The organism is Spirosoma sp. SC4-14 (assembly GCF_037201965.1).
Lineage (GTDB): Bacteria > Bacteroidota > Bacteroidia > Cytophagales > Spirosomataceae > Spirosoma.
On the sequence record NZ_CP147518.1, the window covers coordinates 1187357 to 1207701 of the forward strand.

Annotated in this window: 15 protein-coding genes and 1 tRNA gene; 7 read left to right on the forward strand and 9 right to left on the reverse strand. The window is 45.8% G+C overall.

Annotation, left to right across the window (positions count from 1 at the left end):
* Positions 1-8: 8 nt before the first annotated feature.
* The 4 genes from WBJ53_RS04855 to WBJ53_RS04870 all read right to left on the reverse strand — a co-directional run bounded on the left by WBJ53_RS04855 (position 9) and on the right by WBJ53_RS04870 (position 6910).
* Entirely contained in the window at positions 9-1058 is a 1050-nt protein-coding gene (locus WBJ53_RS04855; protein ID WP_338874930.1) for a macro domain-containing protein, read from the reverse strand.
* Positions 1058-1621 (reverse strand): DUF4433 domain-containing protein, encoded by a 564-nt coding sequence (locus WBJ53_RS04860; protein WP_338874931.1) that lies wholly within the window; start codon positions 1619-1621, stop codon positions 1058-1060. The genes WBJ53_RS04855 and WBJ53_RS04860 overlap by 1 nt, the downstream gene beginning before the upstream one ends.
* A gap of 205 nt (positions 1622-1826) precedes the next feature.
* Positions 1827-5630, reverse strand: a complete 3804-nt coding sequence (locus WBJ53_RS04865) for a TaqI-like C-terminal specificity domain-containing protein (RefSeq protein ID WP_338874932.1) — start codon at positions 5628-5630, stop codon at positions 1827-1829.
* A 311-nt stretch (positions 5631-5941) separates the two neighbouring features.
* Positions 5942-6910 carry a restriction endonuclease gene (locus WBJ53_RS04870; RefSeq protein WP_338874933.1) on the reverse strand — a complete coding sequence of 323 codons (969 nt, stop codon included), beginning with the start codon at positions 6908-6910 and terminating at the stop codon, positions 5942-5944.
* A gap of 545 nt (positions 6911-7455) precedes the next feature.
* On the opposite strand from WBJ53_RS04870, the gene WBJ53_RS04875 reads away from it, so the two are divergent.
* Positions 7456-7959 (forward strand): hypothetical protein, encoded by a 504-nt coding sequence (locus WBJ53_RS04875; RefSeq protein WP_338874935.1) that lies wholly within the window; start codon positions 7456-7458, stop codon positions 7957-7959.
* A 25-nt stretch (positions 7960-7984) separates the two neighbouring features.
* Here WBJ53_RS04875 and WBJ53_RS04880 read toward each other — a convergent pair whose 3' ends face one another.
* Positions 7985-8221 (reverse strand): hypothetical protein, encoded by a 237-nt coding sequence (locus tag WBJ53_RS04880; RefSeq protein WP_338874936.1) that lies wholly within the window; start codon positions 8219-8221, stop codon positions 7985-7987.
* 51 nt (positions 8222-8272) lie between these two features.
* Positions 8273-8806: a hypothetical protein gene (locus WBJ53_RS04885; RefSeq protein WP_338874937.1), complete on the reverse strand. Its 534-nt coding sequence runs from the start codon at positions 8804-8806 to the stop codon at positions 8273-8275.
* 881 nt (positions 8807-9687) lie between these two features.
* Here WBJ53_RS04885 and WBJ53_RS04890 point away from each other — a divergent pair.
* The 3 genes from WBJ53_RS04890 to WBJ53_RS04900 all read left to right on the forward strand — a co-directional run bounded on the left by WBJ53_RS04890 (position 9688) and on the right by WBJ53_RS04900 (position 14328).
* On the forward strand, positions 9688-12558 hold the full coding sequence (locus tag WBJ53_RS04890) for a PA14 domain-containing protein (protein WP_338874938.1): 2871 nt from the start codon (positions 9688-9690) through the stop codon (positions 12556-12558).
* 61 nt (positions 12559-12619) lie between these two features.
* Entirely contained in the window at positions 12620-13159 is a 540-nt protein-coding gene (locus WBJ53_RS04895; protein ID WP_338874939.1) for a hypothetical protein, read from the forward strand.
* 719 nt (positions 13160-13878) lie between these two features.
* Positions 13879-14328 (forward strand): hypothetical protein, encoded by a 450-nt coding sequence (locus WBJ53_RS04900; protein WP_338874940.1) that lies wholly within the window; start codon positions 13879-13881, stop codon positions 14326-14328.
* Between the two features lie 182 nt (positions 14329-14510).
* On the opposite strand, the gene WBJ53_RS04905 is transcribed toward WBJ53_RS04900, so the two are convergent.
* The 3 genes from WBJ53_RS04905 to WBJ53_RS04915 all read right to left on the reverse strand — a co-directional run bounded on the left by WBJ53_RS04905 (position 14511) and on the right by WBJ53_RS04915 (position 17527).
* Positions 14511-14582 (reverse strand) — tRNA-Arg (locus tag WBJ53_RS04905).
* Between the two features lie 69 nt (positions 14583-14651).
* Positions 14652-15941, reverse strand: a complete 1290-nt coding sequence (gene hflX / locus WBJ53_RS04910) for a GTPase HflX (protein WP_338874941.1) — start codon at positions 15939-15941, stop codon at positions 14652-14654.
* 200 nt (positions 15942-16141) lie between these two features.
* Positions 16142-17527, reverse strand: a complete 1386-nt coding sequence (locus WBJ53_RS04915) for an MATE family efflux transporter (protein WP_338874942.1) — start codon at positions 17525-17527, stop codon at positions 16142-16144.
* A 352-nt stretch (positions 17528-17879) separates the two neighbouring features.
* Between WBJ53_RS04915 and WBJ53_RS04920 the strand changes: the two genes are divergently transcribed.
* The 3 genes from WBJ53_RS04920 (at position 17880) to WBJ53_RS04930 (ending at position 20285) form a co-directional block, all read left to right on the forward strand.
* A complete protein-coding gene (locus WBJ53_RS04920; RefSeq protein WP_338874943.1) occupies positions 17880-18677 on the forward strand; it encodes a Nif3-like dinuclear metal center hexameric protein in 798 nt (265 codons plus the stop codon).
* Positions 18678-18772: 95 nt separating this feature from the next.
* A complete protein-coding gene (locus WBJ53_RS04925) occupies positions 18773-19426 on the forward strand; it encodes a DUF305 domain-containing protein (protein WP_338874944.1) in 654 nt (217 codons plus the stop codon).
* 64 nt (positions 19427-19490) lie between these two features.
* Positions 19491-20285 carry a bacteriorhodopsin gene (locus WBJ53_RS04930; RefSeq protein WP_338874945.1) on the forward strand — a complete coding sequence of 265 codons (795 nt, stop codon included), beginning with the start codon at positions 19491-19493 and terminating at the stop codon, positions 20283-20285.
* Positions 20286-20345: the final 60 nt, after the last annotated feature.

Below are 20345 nucleotides of genomic sequence, written 5' to 3' on the forward strand. Positions count from 1 at the left end.
GTCCCAAATCAAGCAAATGCAGGATGCTGTTTATAGGCGTTCAACTGTTCTACGGCTATGGCCACATGGCGTTCCTTGATTAATCGTTTCTTACGGTCTGACCAATTTTGTAGACGTGCAAACACGTCTTCAACCGATGTAATTCCTTCCTGTGCCTGAATAAAATCGACCGACGCTAATACTTCCAGCGATAGGGCCGACTGAAAACCAGTAATTAACGTCAGTAGATTCTTGAGCCGTTGACGCTGTTCGGGCTGTAGGCTGTTATTAACGTAATCCCTTACTTCATCTAATTTATCATAGCGTAGCTGGAGCGATTCAAACGCCTTTATTTCGTTTTGCTCCATACCCATCATGTAAACCCCATTCAACTTGTATAATACGTGCCCTACTTCACTGGCATAAGGCCCGTAGTGATGAGGTTTAAAATTGAGCCGCAAATTTTCGCCTAGCCGTTGAAGAAAATAGGCTAATTTGTTGGCGACAAACAGGCTCGCGTGTTCTCCCATACTTTCATACGCAAACAGCGCATAGAGCAACATGGCCCGTGCGGGCGAGAGTTGGACCGTTTTTTTAGTTTCCTGTTTCTGTAAAACCTGTTTAATGGCTTCGTTTGGCTCGAAAATAAATACCTCAATCGGTAAACTACCTAAGTATTGTTCCATCATTGGGCGTACTTTCTCCCACTTTAATCCACCATTGCCACATCCTAACGGCGGAATAGCAATACGTTGAATCGTTTCCTGTTCAATAACACGAACCAATTCCTGTAGACCGGCCTCAATGTATGCGTAGCTCGAACGCTGTTTCCAATCGGTCTTGGTAGGAAAATTGATAATTATCTTCTCACCATTGATTGAGGTTTCCCGTACTACCAATAATTTCCCCGGCTGAAGTTCCCCCGTCTTACAGGCATCTTTATAGCGTTTGAAGTTGAGCGGAAAACGTTCTTTAAACTGTAAGGCAATACCTTTCCCCATGACCCCCACCGTATTAACGGTATTAACGAGTGCCTGAGCATCGGAGCTTAATAGATCGCCTGTTATAAAATGAATCATTAGTAATAAAACCTGTTACCTGGGTTGATATACACGGGAATGGAACGCCCTTCCTGTTTTAAGAATCCGTTTACAAAATCAGCTTTTTCCTTATTGAAAACAACAATTGCATCAATCAGGTTTGCCGTAACTTGCTCATAAACAAGAAATTCAGCCTGTTTGCGTCGTTGCCGGTCAAAATCGTCTTCTATATTATGCCAATATTTTGCTTTGACAACCTCCCAATCTATCTTGTCCAAATCGTCGAGCGATTGATAAAAAACGGTTAGCCTGTCTTTAGCCTGTCCATCGGTAAATACAAAACGTAGTCCGGCCTTTACTATACTGTCTACTTTGCAGCTTATGTAAATTATTTCTTCCTGTGGTCGTTTTGTAATGCCTCTATATCCCGTTTTAATGTTCAACAACATTGGCGACAAAGGACCAAAGTAGAACGGCACGTAGTCACCCAAATTGCCGTAGTTTTCCAATGGTACTGGGTACTCATGCCTATCCTGAGTTAATTGGCTATCACCAATGAATATATAATTGGGGTCTGCTGGGATAGTACGGCGGCAAAACATACCGTGACGTATTATGTCAGGTAAATTCTGTTCATGCACTATACGATGTATCCAGACAGGTTCAGGAACTGGGAACGACATTATACCTTATGACCAATTCAACTGCTAAATTAAGACTCTTGACCCTATATTGAGCTTATAATTTATTCTAACATAGCCGGAACTGAGCGCTACGAAATCGGAAATAACTAACTGCTACCTTGTTTTACCGCCCCTCCAAAATAGCTATTTCTTCATCTGTCAACCCGTACAGTTCATACACTAACTTATCAATTTCAGATTCCAGGGCTGACGTATCGGCGGCAGGGTCGACGGCTTTGGCGGTTAGAATTTGATCGACATAACATTCTGCATTTACTTTTTGAGCATTTGTAGCAGAAGGAATTGGAATTTGCTCAACGTACTGTTTAAAAAACCTTAAATACCCTCCGCGAATTGCTGTTGAGAGGTTAATATAGAAGTGTAAAACAGTATTCGAGTTCAGTAAAGCCAATAAGTACTTATCGTCTTTTGGTATAAAGTAGGCTGTATTTACACAATAACTACCCAGTTCATCATAGATGGCTTGCACTCTGATACCTATGTCAGGAAAAGTGATTTTGTTCACTTCGAACTCATTGTAATAATCACAGGCTCGTAACTCCCACCAGTACTCACCCTTATCAGATCGAATCTTTGCTTTTGCTTCAAAGGGTTTTAACCATTCATAAATGGCTGAATAATTATTTTTAAACCATAACTCCGGCTCTATACCTTGTCGCTTTTGGTTGGTAATTCCTTTTTCAAGAAGTATTAAATACTTGTCAACAGTAGGCGTTTGATACCGTTTTATGTCTCGTCCTGCCAGAAATGGCTTAATTATCTCGGCGCTACGTGGGTCTTCAGCAATCAATCTGTCTTTCGTGGCGGCATCAATCACAAAGGCTTCATTGAGTCCAGTCTTAATCCCATAATAAATTTTGCCATTCACATAGTCACCAAGAGACTTACCCGTTGCCCGCAGCTTGTCCATAAGCTGTAGGGTGGCCTGATTGGTCAGTTGCCAACCTTCATCCTGTAATGTATCGTTGCTGACCCCAAAACGATTACTCAGAATGTAATTCGCTAATCCATCAGGATAAGTTAACGTATCAATTTGCGCTACTTGAAACGAAGCCATTACCGACGTATTACGTATACTCAGAATACTTGGATAGGTCGTAGCTTCCTCAAAAACGGCTAGATCGCCAAAGTCAGCAATTTGCTCAATTGCCAGGGTTTTGAGCCATTTACGCAGACTTAACCCGTACCCCGCTCTCATCCATTTGTTAGGAATAATGAAAACGAACTGACCGTTTGGCCGCAAAATGCGTAATCCATGCTCAATAAACATGACGTATAAATCAGCCGTCCCCGCATAAGTCTTTGGAAAGTCTTTTTTCAGTAGCTCTTTCGATTCACCTAGTTCTTCTTGTCGGATATACGGCGGATTACCAATAACAGCGTCAAAACCAATGTAGTTACCTTTTTCGTCCAGCACTTCGGGAAACTCAAAACGCCATTCAAACGAGCCCCGATACAGGGCGTTGTTTTCAATGTCGGCAATGTCGGCCTCAGCCTGTTCAATCAACTTATCGAACCGTTTCTTTTCAACCTCAACCAGTTTTGGGTCTTTAATGGCATTGCCGAAAATATCAGTATTGATGTCGAGCAAGGCCCGTTTGCCCCGTAAATCAGCCAGTTTCTTACGGCGTGGGTCGCGGTTAATAACGGTTTCGCGGAACTGGTTTTTGATCTCGTTAATGAACCGTAATAGTTCGGCTTTGGCATCCTTGCTACGTTCGTCTTTGTAGGCTTTAACTGTATTCTTATAGGTCTGAATATTGAACTTCTGTTTCCTGAATACGTCGCTAAGGTCTTCGGTCAGACTGAATTTGCTTAACAAACTATTACCCTGCTTGATGTTAATATCAATGTTGGGTAGCGTTTCCAGTTCCGTAAAATCTGATTCGTCGGTATAGTAGGCGTTTTTCAGTAGCTCAATCCAGAGCCGCAACCGGCATATTTTAACCGAGTTCGGGTTTATATCAACTCCAAACAGGCAATTTTCAATGATGGTCTGTTTTTCCTGAAACAGCGTTTTTTGTATGCGTTGGCGTTCGGCGGTTGGTTTGCTGGTTGCCGCCTGTAACTGATAAACGAAAGGTTCGTCGTCTTCATCCTGCACCAATAGTTCATCGTTCAGAATGCTAACGGTATAGCCTTTGAGCCGTTTGCCGGTTTCGTCCTGCAATACGCGCAAATCGGACTTAATGGCAATGATTTCGTTTAGGGCCGATACCAGAAAATGCCCTGAACCAACGGCCGGATCACAGATATGTAAGTTGTTAATAAGGGCGTTGGCTTCGTCACGGTCGAGGTCTTTGTTTTCCAGATCGGCAAAGTCCTCACACATCCAGCCTTTTGCCTCATTGAACTTCTGCACTACGGCTTTTCGTATGGTTTCGCGGCACATATACTCAGTGATGAAACCGGGCGTATAGAACGAACCATCTTTGTAGCCGTTAATCTTTTCAAAAATCAACCCTAACACACTGGCATTAATCAACGTCCGGTTTTTCTCCTGTATATCTTCCCGACTTTCAGACGCAAAATCGTAGGCATCCAGAAAGGCAAACAGGTAAGTCATCGTACCTAATTCGCTCGTGCGTTTATAGGCCGGGTTATCTTTCAGGACGCTTTTCGGATACAACGGTAAGTTCAGGCTGTCATCTAAACCGTTTATATTAATCGTTGCGTCTTCCAGTTCGGTAATCTCAAACAGGGAGCTATTCAGATAAGGAACCCGCCCAAACTTAGCCTGTATAGACGCTTGCCGTTCCTGTGGTTTCTTAGCTAGTACGCGAAAGAACAGTTTATAGAGTTCGTCAAAATCGGTCAGCGCATCAGGATTCAAAAACGAGTAATCACGGTTGCCATTGTGATACTTGACCAATTGCGATTCCAGTAGTTTCAGAAACAGAACCCGATTGACCCACGTAATACAGAGTTCCAGCGCAACACTGAACAATTGTTCTTCTTTAGTTGCGCCGTATTGTGCTTTGTCGTGTAAATGAGCGAGTTTATTGGCCGTATCTAGTTCAATGATCGTGTTTTCGAGCAATGAGCCTTCATCCCGCTTGCCCACTTCTTTACGGCGAATTACTTTTTTGCCACCCTCCTTTATTTCTTCTAACCCGATGAGGTGCAATAGTTCGGCGTAGAACTTTGGATTGAGTTTATTGCTATCGGTTGCCGCTGGCAGTTTCAGCAGATGCGTAGGCGAAAGAACTTTATAGAGCGACAATAGCCCCTTATCATTAACCTTGTCGGCATCGGCTACAATTTTCTGAAAGTTGCGTAGGTCAAAGTAGGTGAATGCTATTTCGTCAGCATCAGGTTTATTAGCTAGTTCAGCCAGGAACGGTTTAATAATTTCATTGTAAAACAACTCATTGTTCTTACTGACCTTTTGACCCGATGCCCAGGCTTTGTATTCTTTGGCTAAATGGCTGTTACGGTAGAATAGACGGTCAATCAGTGCCGCGTCGAAAATAAACCACTCATACACGTTGGTAATGACACAGTGCCGAATATCGCTGTTTTTGGCCCGTTCCCGTTCCTGAAAGTAGTATAGTAGAAGTTCGTGAAAGGCTTTAGCGTTGAGGTTTTGGCGCGTAATCATTTCGCCTTTGTTGGCGGGGCGTTTCATCTCAAATAAGACGCCTGCCTGTGTGGTCGCGTCTTTGCCTAAGTGAATGACAAAATCTGTTTTGCCTTTTGGGGCCACTACGTGAGCATCTTTGTAATAGACTTCTTTCAGAAAGTCCATCAAATGATCTTTTACGTTTTCCTCACTCTCCTTTTCGTTAATGTGGTTAAAGAGTTTGAGAAATTGAGCCTTAAAGTGTTCAATCTGTTCGCGGGGAGCTGGTTGAAGGCGGTAGGTTTTTTCAAGAGATTCGGTAGGTGTGAGGGCTTTAAGGTGCATGGTGTATTGCTGTTAGGACAGGCAATTAACGCACAGTCAGGCAATCAAACAAACGTCATTTGTTTGTCTTGGGGAGGGGTGGTAAAATCTCGAAGGCAAGAGCGTTATGAACCGCTGACCTAGCCCAAAAACTCGCTGTCAAAATTCAGGGGGCATTTTATGTTTACAAACTATGTCCTTACCCCGTTTGGTGAGCTGTCCAGATCATAAAACCTCCTCTTTTAACAAGTTCTAGCTCTTTCCAACAATATGCAATACGGATTCAGTAACCTGCCATGTGTGCTAGTTAGAAGCAATGCCTGGCATTTTCCTCAAGCCAGAATCAAGCCTACTTTCAGGTGCAGCCGCTCTTTAAACTCATCCGGGATGTCGGCCCAGTGCTCGGTGAGCAGGTCGACCAACTGACGGCCGTTCACGGTACCGATGCGGGGAAAACCGGCCTCGGTCGCTATATCCAAAGCGGAGGAATGAAAAGTAGCGGTTGTCACAAACGCCCCCTGCGCCCCGGCCGGTATGCTCGAGCGTAACGCTTTTACCTCTCTGGCACTGATCTTCGCACTGAGCTGGTAGCGTTTGACCTGAACGATTAACTGAATGCGAGCCATATTGGCCACGTTGAGCAGGCCCCGTACATCAACTCCGCCGTCGTGCGGCTGGCCGGTATGCTGAGCCTCAAAACCGATGGCTGTCAGTAAGTGCATGATCAGCAATTCAAATTCAGTGGGATCGAGTTCAAGCAGGCGCTTTAGGACCTGTTCGGTGTGGTCATGCGTTTGCTCCAGGACGACTGGTGAGGCCAGATCGCTCCGGTTAATGGCTTCGAAAAACTCGGCATCGTTACTTATCTGAAATACCGTCAGGCTGGAGCCAAGCGTATTCTGCATGGGAATAGATAGCGTACTACGTCGCAGCACCCCCGGCGACCACCTGACTCGCTTTCGCTGCGTAAAAGGGCATCCGTCGGCATCGGTTCCCAGGAAATAAGGGTTCGCTTCAACCTGGCCGTAATGCAGGATACTTGTATCAGCAGCGGGCGTAATGACATAATCACCGGGTTTAATGTCAAACAGAAAGCGGGATACCTGACCGGCTTGTTGACCCAGAACAAGATTACTGGTCAGTTGCGGATTGGCGTCCCTACAGCGCTGCCGAATTTCCTCCCGATCGTTTACCTGGGACAAGTCCTGGCCGTTTAGCCAGCCAATAGCAACATACGCTCCCTGCAAGAAATGACTAGTGTATTGGCCGTACATGGCACGAACACAGTAAACGTTAGGCATACGGCGGGAAAAGGTTCAAGATGTGACTATACGTTAAAGGCAATAAAAGGTGATCAACTACTTGCCGGTAGTAGATCTCGTTCTTTTACTATACTTTACGGTAGTTTATTGACCTTTACCCGCTTGGCGGCATTACTGAGATTACCAGCCAAGTAATAAGCCATAAGTTTTCGGCTGCTAGGACGTAACCAACTAGCTACGTAACCGCTATTTATTGCCGAAGAAGCTGCGGCTGCAAAAGTGAGCCGGGCGAGGAGGGTAAACGTGGTGTTTCTTCCTGTGCAGGTTATTTACCAATGCCAACCTATTGTTCTACGGGCCTGGATCAACTTGTATTCGTCTACCATCTTAAGGGCTGCTGAGGGTCATTTTTCGCCACTTGCAGTAGGGGTTTCAGGGGCTGATCTAGCCGAATTCCCTTTTAATGATGCCTATTCATAGCGAGCGTTCCTTTGTCTCAGGCAGGAGTATTTTCGGAGATTTGGCCCTTGGAACAGAAATTTCGGTAGATTAGCTAACATATAGGTGATTATACAACAGAATAGATGGCTCAGAATATATGGGATGAGGAGAATTGGCCTCAAATAACAAAGCAAATCCATTTAGAAAGAGAGTCGTGGACAGTATCACAAGTTATCAATGAACTACTTGCCTTGCCACCTATGCCTGATGAAGACGATAATCTTTGGGATTACACCAAGACTTGGTACGAGGCAGAAGTATTTTTAGCCGACGTTAATTATGCAGCAAGACACCATCTCGAGTCAGTGATTCCAATCCTTTATCAGAAAGCCTGTTATGGAGATCCCGGTGAGATACTTAGAGGAGTTTTTAAAAATAGCGTTTACGATATAGCTAGTAGAGACGAAGAGAAGGTGATTCATTACGCAGTACAGGCTTACAAGTCAATTCGCAATGGGACTCGTTATTGGGCTGTTTACAGCTTATCCTTTTTTAAAGATTTGCCCCAAGCGCATAGTATTCTGGTTGATGCTTTGCTAGATAGCGAACATCAAATCAGAAGTTTTGCAGAGTACAGCTTAACATAAAATGAGTGGCTGTTGCAAAACTCCATTATTTATACTTCTTGACCTCAGAAAGAATTAAGCTGTACAAATAAGAGCAGGCCGTTTCTTCGTCTGGGAAGAATACTAAGCCAGACTTAATGCCTCGTTCACTGTAGTAGACTTCCCAGCCCTGACTGGTTTGCTGTAGACAGTAAGCGTCGTTGGGTAAGCCTCCCGCTAGGCTATACATATCCTTTGGAATCTGTTGCTGTTCAAACAAGACGGTTAACGCGCGTTTATTCATAAGTCTTTTGCAACAGCCACTGCCGATATGTTAAGTGGAGTCTAAAAGCAGTTAATTATTAAGAGGATATGTAATTGGCATAGGAACCACCATCCGGTAATAATGATGAACTGTATCAGCTTGTTTCAAATAAGGTTTTAGAAATTCACTGACTATTAATGAGGTCGCTTTGTCTGTTGTTTCAACTCTATAGTGAATGTAGGCCGTCGTAGAAGTCGAACCAGGTCCAGGAAGACTATACTTGATAAGTACATTTTTATTATCCAACTCCTTAACTTCAGCACTATCTCCCAACGGTTCAAAATATCGTCGTTGAAGCGTGTCATTACGATAAAAAGAAACACTAGCAGGAGTAATGTCACCGTAGCCATCCCTACGAACCTTAATTTGTTGAGAATAACCAACACTGTAAGGAGTCAGTACACGGGTGGGTGTAGTGGTACTATCCCATACAAGAGTTCCATAGGCATAGTTAGCGGGAGCATTATTTACGGGCGGAAGACCTGGGCAAGCCTGTAAGCTTAAGGCTAGGCTACAGCCTATCAATAGGGTTGAAGTTGGCCGATTTAAAAGAGAACCTTTCATATACTGTGCGTCTAACTCAACCCATTTTCTTATAAGTGATATATAGCTGATTCCAAATCAGTTGGAATAGTTGTATTACTGTGATATAATCACCTATATGTTAGCTAATCTACCGAAATTTTTGTTTCAGGGGCAAAATCTCAGAAATTATTCCTGCCTGAGACAAAGCAACACTCGCTATGAATAGGTATCATTAAAAGAGGATCGGCTATTGACTTACTTTTGTAGCCGCTGCGGCCGCTTAAGGCTGCCTGGCGGATGAGTTTATTTTTTCGGGACTGAGCCAGGCCATCGGCAAGCGCTGGTTAACGAACAGAGATTACACTCGTTTTATAGATGCAATCTTTCTAACCAACAAGGAGAAAGTATTACACCTTCTGCCATATCTACACTAGGGAAGGCTAAACGTGTCCCAAATTAACCGGGGTAGAGGCTAATCGGTTTACAGCCCGAACTCGACCAAACCAACTGATAAAGAACGAGTAGTAAGATAAAGTGTCCCAAATTAACCGGGTTCGATAATCGAGATCAATAGCCGAAACTGCCCCAAATTAACCGAGGTGCCAGAATGATTATTGACTAAAAGTGTCCCAAATTAACCGGCTACCCTGGTTAATTTGGGACACTTTTAATACTGGCTTCTGTTCATAAGTAATGCTTTATTAACAGAATCTTTTTAATTAGTCTAACTAAAGCATGCTTATTATGGCTACTTTTTGGGTGATTTCGTCCGGAAAAATGGTGATTTCACGCAGAAAGGCCCTACCCCCCTGGTCACTTTTGGCCCTTTCCCCCTCTAAAATTGCAAAAGCCCTGCTCCGGTCGGCAAACTAGTAGCAGGGCTTTATTCAGCTTAATTCTCATTAAACCTGCTTCAAGTTATGCATACTTTTACAAAAAAGTATCATGTGCCTGTTGTGTTGGCGCTACTCTGGCTATTGACCCTGCTGGCCTGGCCCCGTTCGCTCCAGGCCCATTACCCACCCCATCGCCCCCAAACCTTCACCTCCCGCTTAACGGGACTCTATAGACCTCCCTTACCCCGCCAACAAACAACCCCGGCCTTCGACACCGATCCGATCCGCTTTAGCCTAAGGGCCAACAAATCCATCGTTAAACCCGGTGAAGAACTCGAGCTGACTATCACCGCTGAGTATATCAAGATCCTCGCTTCGCAACTGTTTATCCTGCCAGGGGCCAATGCCTTTCGGCTCAAACTGCTGCTGCCGGAGGGGTTCGTTCAGACCGGTGGCAGTTATGCCGACTTCGTTGGAACGGAGTTATCAGAAGCGAATCCGCTGGTCTCCTATACACTCAAAGGCTACTTTTCTCAGGCGGCCAGTCATACCAATTCCGGCCGGGCTCAGTTCCGGCTGCTACGGGGAGGGGCTAAGGCCACCGAAACGAGTCTGTTCATCGAGAAAACCGCTTTGTGGATTCAACTCGATGGCCGACAGGCGGCTCGACTAGCCAGCGACTACGCCAACCTGAGTGTGGACTGTAACAGCTCGACCCTGACGGTGAATGGTGTGCTGACAACTAACTCAAACCAGGTCGGTATCTTACTTTTCAAGGATGGCGCCATTGTCAGTTCGGCTTCGGACTTACCGGCCTCTTCCTTTTCGAAGAGCTTTCCACTGAGTGGATCGGGTACCTACTATGCCAAGGTACGTGAGGTAAATAACGATGCTAATGAAGTGAACTCGGCCAGCGTATTGGTTAGTTGTTCGGGTGGTACGACTAATCCGCCCACCAATCCCAATCCGCCAACTTCCAGTGGCAGCTTAGCCTTTCAGCTTGTTAGCTATGATTGTAACAGTGGCGTCTTGCAGTATCAATTCAGCAGTAGTAGCTCAGCTCCGGTGGATGTGGTACTACCGGGTGTTTTCGGAGGCACGATGAGTCCCAACACAGTGGCTAGTTACACCTTCCCTAGTGATGGACGAGTGGGTCGGACGACATCGGGGTATGCGACTCAATCAGGCAATCAGATCAGTATCAGCTTTACCAATGGGTGCGATATGACCACCAATCCGAATCCACCCACCAACCCTAATCCTCCAAGCAGTGGCTGTACCTACAGTGAGGGGCAGTTCCTGCTCAACTTCTACGGGGAAGCGATCTATGCCCACTACTCGAACGGTACCCTATATGCGGCTTATCAGGATGGGTCTAACTTCAAGCCTCGCCACTGGCTGGTAGCAGCGGGTTACGATGCTAACTCAAGCAATTGTTTTGCCGAAGACGACCCTCGAAACGGTACTACTAACCCCAACGGCTGCGGCAATGGCAGTGGCTTAAGTGGCTTCTACACCAATAGCACCGACCTTTCCCAAAACATGGTCAATTCCAGAACCGATGCCCAGATCAATTTCACCTGGAGTGGCTCCCCCATTCCGGGTGTTGTCAATGCCGACGGCTTTTCCGTTCGCTGGCTGGGGCAGGTTGAGGCTCCCGTAAGTGGAAATTATACCTTCAAAACCAATAATGATGATGGCACCCGGTTATGGGTAAATGGGCAGTTACTCATCGACGACTGGAATGGGCATGCGGCCAGCTGGCAACAGGGGAGTATTTACCTTACAGCAGGGCAGAAGTATGAGATCGCTCTGGATTATTTTGATTTAGGGGGCGATGCTCAGGCACAATTGTATTGGGAGTATCCTGGACAAAGTATGCAACTAGTACCCGCCTGTCGGCTTTACCCCCTCAGCGGTGTGAGTTACTCCTCTCCAACGTCCTGGCGAGAGTCAATGTGCATCATTTCGACGTTGTGTACCGATATTTACTATGGTTGCGCCAGTGGGGTGATTTACAGTGTGAGTCGTCACTGCTCGGGTCCTGTAGGCCCTGCACCCGGTAGTCCTCCACCGGGTGGTCCAGCCAGTCCGACCAATCCCAGCAGCCCACAGCCTCCCTCTTCCGAGACTTCCTCTAAGCAACAGTTTTTCAACGTCATGCAATCACGGGGTATTTCTTTTACTGATGAAGAGGTGACGATCCTCAATGAGTATTCCTATGTACGGGATAAGGTGTTACAACATGTGCTTCAATACAGTACCAAACCTGATTTATATCAGTACTTTGCCAGCGACATTACTAATGAGTTGACGGGGTGTGCTAAACTGGTTTCTGAAAAGATAACTGCTGATAAACTCAAAAGCTATTACGGTCGGCTGATTTATGATATGTATGGGACACCCGGTGCTACCTATAAGGTGACACTTCGACTAAAAGACTTAGAAAGCCAGGGGAATGATGGTGAATTCCTTCGTTCAGGAAGAGATGATAATCCAGTCCCTAATTCAGACCTCATCTACATTAATACAGCTCTGCAACAATCCTCTTCCCAGGAGTATATGGCTGCGATTATTATTCATGAATTTATTCATGGTTTAATGACCAATTTAGCAGGGGCTAGTATGGATAACTTTACGAATAACAACAACCGGCACCATAACTCTATGTTTAATCAATCTATAATCGGAATGGCTCGATTACTTCAGGAGATTTATCCTAATCTAGCTGCTCAACCTGATGGAAATGGACTGGGCTATGATGCCCGAGCACTGGCATTATCTACCGTGAAGGAGTTATATGTCCGTAAATTTGGACAAACAGCTGCAAATACAGCTTTAGATCCGATAGCGTCCGATAAATATGGCATGACCATGCAGCAAGCTTTAAATACTGGCTTAAGTTATCGCGCCAGTTCATCTGCTCTGGGCGGAAAAGGAACTCCCTGCAATTAATCAACGTATAACCTGCCCATACTGCACAACTGTAGTGTGGGCTAAAATCAGTAGTAAGCCCATGAGATACCGACTCGTAGTAATTCTTTTGTTTGCTGTATGCTTCATTGGCAAAGGGCAGCAAACGGCTAGTTTGTCTTTCAAGGATTCGAGCATGAGCGTGTCCCAGTTCATTAACTGGGAGTTTGGCAAAATTTCGCGTGAGCAGATGCAAAAGACGTCCGTCAGTTTGATGGCAACGATCTGTGAAATCACCCTCTGTTCAATGAAATTTACGGTTACGCCAAGGGGTAAAGTTGAAAACATTCTTGCCTCGGTAGGCGTGCCAACTTCACTAGTCGAACCGCTTCAACAAGCCATTAAAAAAACGGAAGGGCACTGGACCAACCGGCGAAGACGCTCAATTGATTGCATACTACCTATCTTTATTTTTCCCTCTCCTGCTTGTCCCGATGACAAGGACGCTCCTTTTCCAATGTTACAGTCAGGCGCTCAATTGCTAAAATATGAGGGAGAATTTACCAAATTCGGGGCTTCTCTTTACTACAAGTATAGTGTGGATATGGCAGAGGGGGTAATACTTTCTCCTTGTTGGTTATAAAGATTGCATCTATAAAATGAGTGTAATCTCTGTTCGTTAACCAGCGCTCGTCGATGGCTTAGCTAAACTCCTCTGCCAGGCAGCCTTAAGCGGCCGCAGCGGCTGCCAAAGTAAGCCGGGCGAGGGAGCTGAAACATGGGAGGATTTCTCCCCTTCTGATTGTGTTAAAATACCGCCTACATTCGGTGTTCCACGGCTAGAATCAAGGCTCGTTTCTGACGCCCCGCCAGTGTCCCAATTTAACACTATACTTAAAGGGTTAATTTGGGACACTTTTTATGTGTAGACCCGGTTAATTTGGGACAGTTTTGGTCAATAATCATTCTGGTACCTCGGTTAATTTGGGGCAGTTTTGGCTATTGATCTCGATTATCAAACCCGGTTAATTTAGGACACATTATCTTATTACCCGTTCTGAATCAGTTGGTTTAGTCAAGTTCAGACTGTAAACCGATTAGCCTCTACCCCGGTTAATTTGGGACACTTTCTGTTTTAGGCCTGGTTAATTTGGGGCATTATTAATCCGGAATCATTCCGCTGTTACAGTTAATATGAGCAAGTATGCCAAATAGTAAATAATAAATAATAAGTATCTGATAATTTCTGAATGAACTTAAAGTCATATATTTATTGATACTAGTTGAAATAGGGTAAGTTAGAGTTACTCTATTTTAAAAATACACTTAGTTGCAAGGCAACTATATTATTATCCATACACCATGAGATTCAATCTTCTTAGAAGTACTGCTTTAGTCGCGGTATTCTGGCTCAACCTTGAGTGTAAGCCTAAAGAAAACCTTGCTTGTGAAGACGGTAGCTGTTGCTATACAGGCCAGCCTATTGATTATGTCATGCACATTGATTCCGTGAGGGCAGACTATGGGGCTTACCGCTTTTTCTTCAAAGATTCCCTCCAACTGCCTCCGCCTAAGGAAAAGCTTGACTGGTTACTTGTTTGTCCTAATGATCTGCAGGCAACCGAGAATTTGAACCTATTCAATAATTTGGTATTTGATCAACCCAATGTGCCTCGTTTTGCCGATTCCGTACGGCATTACAAGTATCCCTATCTGATATGGGGCACTGTATATGCTCAAAGGGGAGTAATTGTAGAAGGCAGTAGTGGTTCGTATAACCTCCACGTAGAGCGAATAGTCGAAATAAAATGATTCTCCACCTTTTCCCAATCCGAAAGTCGCTATAGAACAGGTATAGGTAGAGATCAGGCTACCACAGTTTCTAAGCCGCTTACAAAAGCGAGTTTTACTATTAAATCGTCCCCTATACCGTCCCCTTCTCTAAAATGCAAAGAGTAATATGCTGATTATTAGTTAATTATATATAATAAGTGTGGTCCCGACGGGAATCGAACCCATATCAAACGTTTAGGAAACGTCTATTCTATCCGTTGAACTACGGGACCAGAAAGTAAAAACCTATAAGATCTCAGAGACCCTATAGGTTTGTTATTTACAAAATTGACGAATTTTCATCAACCTGCCAAACCGTCGCCATATTGGGCTGTTTCGGTTAACGGAACGTATAACCAGTTCGGGTAAATCTGGTAATGTTTTTCTTTAACCAGGTTAAATAGTATTTCGCGTAACTCCCCAACATTCTCGCCGGTTTGTGCCGAAATGAAGGCAACATAGTCGGCTTTTTGAGTCAGATAGGTCTTCTTTAGATACTCAAGCGCCGTTTTCTTCTGAACGGCTATCGGAATCGCTAGAGGCTCATGATCTTCGTCGTCTTCACTCAATGACTCATTACTGTGCCCGGTCCATTCATCTTTTGGAACAAACTGATCCATTTTGTTGAATACCAGCACCATTGGCTTGTCGGCAGCTTTAATGTCGGCCAGTGTAGTGTTAACTACCTCAATCTGTTCCTCAAAATTCGGGTGCGACACGTCGACTACATGCACCAGAATATCGGCCTCGCGAACCTCATCGAGGGTCGATTTGAACGATTCGATCAGCGTAGTGGGCAGTTTTCGGATAAAACCTACCGTATCGGTCAGCAGAAAGGGAATATTGCCCAGCGTTACTTTCCGAACCGTTGAATCGACCGTTGCAAACAACTTGTTTTCGGCAAATACGTCGGCCTTAGCCATCGTTCGCATCAGCGTCGATTTGCCCACGTTCGTATAACCCACCAGGGCAACCCGAACCAGCCGGTCGCGTTCTTTCCGGCGGGTGATGCTCTGCCTGTCGATTTTGGCCAGTTTATCTTTCAGAAACGCGATTCGGTCTTTCACGATTCGGCGGTCGGTCTCCAGCTCTTTTTCCCCTGGGCCACGCATACCCGTACCGCCTTTCTGACGGCTAAGGTGCGTCCACATACGGGTCAGGCGCGGGTAGAGATACTGATATTGTGCCAGCTCTACCTGCACACGGGCCTGCGCGGTTTGGGCACGCATCGAGAAAATATTAAGAATAAGCAAACTACGGTCAAGGACTTTGATTTCCTTAAACTCTGCCTCCAGATTCCGAACCTGCGCCGGAGTAAGATCATCGTCGAAAATGATGGTATCGACTGGATTGGCAAGAATAAACGTCTGAATCTCTTCCAGTTTTCCTTTGCCCACAAAGGTTCGGGTATCGGGCCGGTCGAGTTTTTGGGTAAACGTTTTAATCGTTTGCACCCCCGATGTCTCTGCCAGAAACGCTAGTTCGTCCAGATATTCTTTAGTCTGGTCGGCGGTTTGCTTTTGGGTAACCAGCGCGACCAGAACTGCGGTTTCAGTTGGGCCGCCGGGTGTCTGTTTATTTGTTTCGATCATAAATTATGGATTGGGGAGGAGGGTGATTGGCTGTTAGATCGCAGATGTTGAATATTGGCCATTAGTGTGTTGTCATTAGCTAACAACTAATAACCAATTAACCAACGATCAATAGCCAGTCACTCTTCTCCCATGTTAGATAACGGCTCGATTTTTATAAAAGTTTCTGAGTGTCAGGCAAGCGAAATTGTAGCCCTGCACTATACCTGCACGGTTTTCCAGCGTCCTCTTCGGAACACCCAGATCGCGATAACGGCCAGTAGCGATTCGCTAATGGCTACCGACCAGAACACACCCTGTGGGCCCCAGTTGAGCATCGTTGCCAGTATGTAGGCCAGCGGAATTTCGATAACCCAGAAGCAAACGATATTGATGAAGGTTGGCGTCCGGGTGTCGCCAGCACCGTTCAGTGCCTGACTCAGTACCATACCATAGGCCATAAAAACATAGCCAATACAAAATACGCGCAAACACTCTACCGCAATCGATACCACGCGACTGTTGTGGTTGAAGAAGCCAACGATCTCAGCGGCTCCAATGAAGAAACCGATGCCAACGGCTACCAGAAAGAGCATATTGCAGAACGCAGCCCGCCAGGCCGATGTGGCAGCTCGTTCGGGTTGGCCGGCTCCCAGATTTTGCCCCACGAGTGTAGCGGCTGCATTAGCCATTCCCCATGAAGGCAGGATGGTAAAGACGATGATCCGGATAGCAATGGTATAACCCGCAACAACGTCGCTGCCAAACTCCGACAGGATGCGTGTCAGGAAGATCCAACTGGCCGAACCAACCAGAAACTGACTGGTACCGCCAACGGCCAGACTGAGCAGGTTACGAACGATAGCGATGTCGGGCATAATATCGGTCTGGCGAACCTGTACATTACCCTTCGGGCGGGTCAGCGAGTAAAGCTGGTATACGACACCTAAGGTTCGGCCTACTGTTGTAGCCAGTGCCGACCCCATAACCCCAAGTTCTGGGAATGGGCCAAGGCCAAAAATAAATACCGGACACAGTATGATGTTGGCACCATTGGCTAACCACAGCGAGCGCATGGCAATTGACGCTTCGCCCGCTCCCCGAAGGCAACCACTCAGGGTGTACAGCAACATAATAGCTGGCGAACTGGCAAAAATCAGGCGGGTAAAGCCTACTCCATTGCTGATCAGATGCTTGTCGCCACCCATTAGCCGAAGAATATCTTCTGCCAGCAGAAAGCCAGGCACCCCCAATACTATTGATACCAGAATCGATACCAGAATAACCTGCCCAATTGTGCGACTGGCTCCCTCTTTATTGGTTTCGCCAATACGCCGGGCTACCAGTGCCGTGGCGGCCGTACTGAGGCCAATCGCTATCGAATACACAATCGTTAATACTGATTCGGTCAGGCCAACGGTGGCAACGGCTTCGGTACCGATTTTGGCCACAAAAAAGACATCCACTACGGCAAACAGCGACTCCATGACCATTTCCAGAATCATTGGAACCGAAAGCAGAAAAATGGCCCGGTTAATACTGCCAGACGTGAAATTGGTTTCTGTACCACGCAATGCGGCCAGAAATAACCGAAAAAATTTGGTCATTGGATAGAAAAGGCTAGGCCATAGCCCAACGGCTCATGACAACAGATGAATGATGAAAAAAGGAATCGCCACCCAGGTGGGTGCAAATCAGGAGAGAAAAAAGAAAAACCTGCGTAGGGTTTTTATCCGAGGAACTTCATGGGCATTAAGGGGCCGCCAGTGCGAACACGTTTAAGAACGCAAAGTTACAATGATCTTTTTGAGAAAATCAAACCGCTTTGAGTAAACGGTTAATAAAAAGATCAAACATGATCGTAGATATTAAAGTTAGTTGGTTGATAATCTGAGTATTAATTTTTCGTCTTTGTCTGGATTATTGCATTCAGGAGAAACCAGACAAGGCCTTTTTAGTATGAATAAGCAAGCATGTGACCTGGATGAAATAGCTGCCTTTCTGCAACATCAACTGTTGTCGGAGCGCTATCCAGGCAATGAACAGGGTGGAATATATCGCCCTTCGCCGAAACCCGTTGCCCGCCTTGGTTTGGTGCTCCACTCCTGGTCAGGTTTACCAACCTGGATTTCTGACAACCAGCTTGACGCCCTCTGGATTCACCGACCCTGGGCTGTCGATTTTTCGTCGATACCGGCTGATCTGGGTGTTTTGTATAGCCATTTGCCATTCGATGAAAATCTTACAGTGGGTTATAACCTGCTATTGGCGAACCTTTTGGGAGCTGTGGGGCAGCCAGAACCACTTGGGTTTAAGCAGTCGGATACGGACAAGGCATTGCCGCAACGGCCCATTGGAATGCTGGTCGATGTAGTTACCGAAGAATTCGATGCTGTTCTACAAGCGGTTAGTCAGTTGTTTAACGGATATGATCGGGCCGAAGCGGGACGTTGCCAGACGAGACAACATGCCATTAGCCGAATTGCGGTAGTAGGTGCTATGAACGAATCGTTAATTCGGGAAGCGCATAGCCGGGGTGCAAACCTTTATCTGACCGGACAATACCGGAAAATGACGCAGAAGGTGGTCGATGAAACCGGAATCGCTGTAATTGCCGTTGGGCATCAGCGAAGTGAAGCATATGGATTGCGTATGCTTGCCGATTTAATTCATGAAAAATGGCCAGCAATGTCGGTTCTAATGCCTATCCAACACGGTTCTGTTTCAACCGTGGGCAGTCCGGTAAAATCAATTTAAACCATTTGTAAACTCATTTGTCTTTAGTCTGGAGCTGCTTATCTTGCCAGCGCTTAGTTAATTAGTTTATTGTACTTACCAATTTCCAACACACTATGAAGGCCCTACATACGAATATTTTTGGCTGGTTATTAGCCATAACCCTGTCGGGAAGCTCAATGCTTGCCTGTGCGCAGGCAACTACAGGCACTACTGCGGCAACTAAGGATACTATCGATCCGGCCAAAACAAAACTGCTGCAGCCCATGCAGCAGATGATGCAGACGCTTAAGAAACTGCAACCAACCGGCGATCCTGATTTTGACTATTCATTTCAGGCCAAGGCGCATTTGCAGGGCGAACAGGAGTTGTTGAAACAGGAAATTGCGAATGGAAAAGATTCGACCCTGAAAAAAATGGCACAGACGATGTTAACCGGAACACAAACCGACCTGTCGCTGGTCGACGCAACCATGCGTCAGCTTAAGCCCACACGCCCCAACCAGGCTTTTGTACAGCAGCAGAGTAAGAATGTGCAGGCTATGGCACTTAAATTACAGCAGGGCGGAACGGCTGATAAACTGACCAGCGACTTCGATAAAAATTTCGTTACCATCCTGCTGGATCATCGCCAGAACGCTATTGATATGGCTACTACGTATTTGCAATACGGTAAAAACGATACATTGCGTAATTATGCCCAGAAACTGGTGACGCAGGCAAAAACCGAAATGACCAACGCTAAAGCTGCGTTGCCCAAGCAGAACTAAACCGTATTCGCCATTTAGCGGTACTGCCGATTGGGGTTATCCATTCGGCAGTACTGTTTTTTTTATGAAGTTATCCGATACTTTTTTGCCTACGGCGGGCATTGTTGGCCTGCTGCCAATGGTCACGTATTTTCTTCTGCTCGTGACCCTATATGCGTTTCTGGCTAATTTCTTATTTGCTCTCCTCGCGCGCGAGACCATTCGACCCGAATACCGCCGGACGCATTCATTAACGGTTAGTATTTCGGCCATTGCTGGCTTTTCGTATTTTCTGATTCAGGGCTATTACCACGACATGCTGACCGAACTGGCAACGCTAACCGACCCCGATAACCGGCAGATACTGATTCGTGAGTCGTATAGCGCCATTGGGCAATACCGCTATATGGACTGGGCTGTAACGACTCCGTTGCTGTTAATTCAAACAGTTTCTATACTTGGTGTTCGGCTTTCAACCCTCAGGCGACCTTTAACGGTTATGCTGCTGGCCGATTTTTTTATGATCCTCGCAGGCTACATTGGCGAGCAACAACTTGGTTTCGATAACGAAATTCTGACAGGACCTAAATTAATCTGGGGCGCAGTGGCCGCACTCGCTTACGTTCTTATTCCTATAACCTTATACCGACTCTGGAAAGAGGTTTCCGGTCAGTCTCGTCCTGAAGAACGACACGCTTTTCGGCTGATGGCGCTGGCTACCGTAACGGGCTGGGGTGTTTATCCAATCGGTTATATTCTAACCACAACTTCGCTTGATCTGAACTGGATTCATGTGGCGTTTTCGCTGGCCGACATTGCTAACAAAATTGGCGTAGGACTACTTGTCTATCAAACGGCCCGTCAGCTTGAGAAGCCTTGACTAGTAAGTCGATTCTGTTGTTGCTAATGTTTGTTTTTGGTGACTTATTAGGGGTTGACA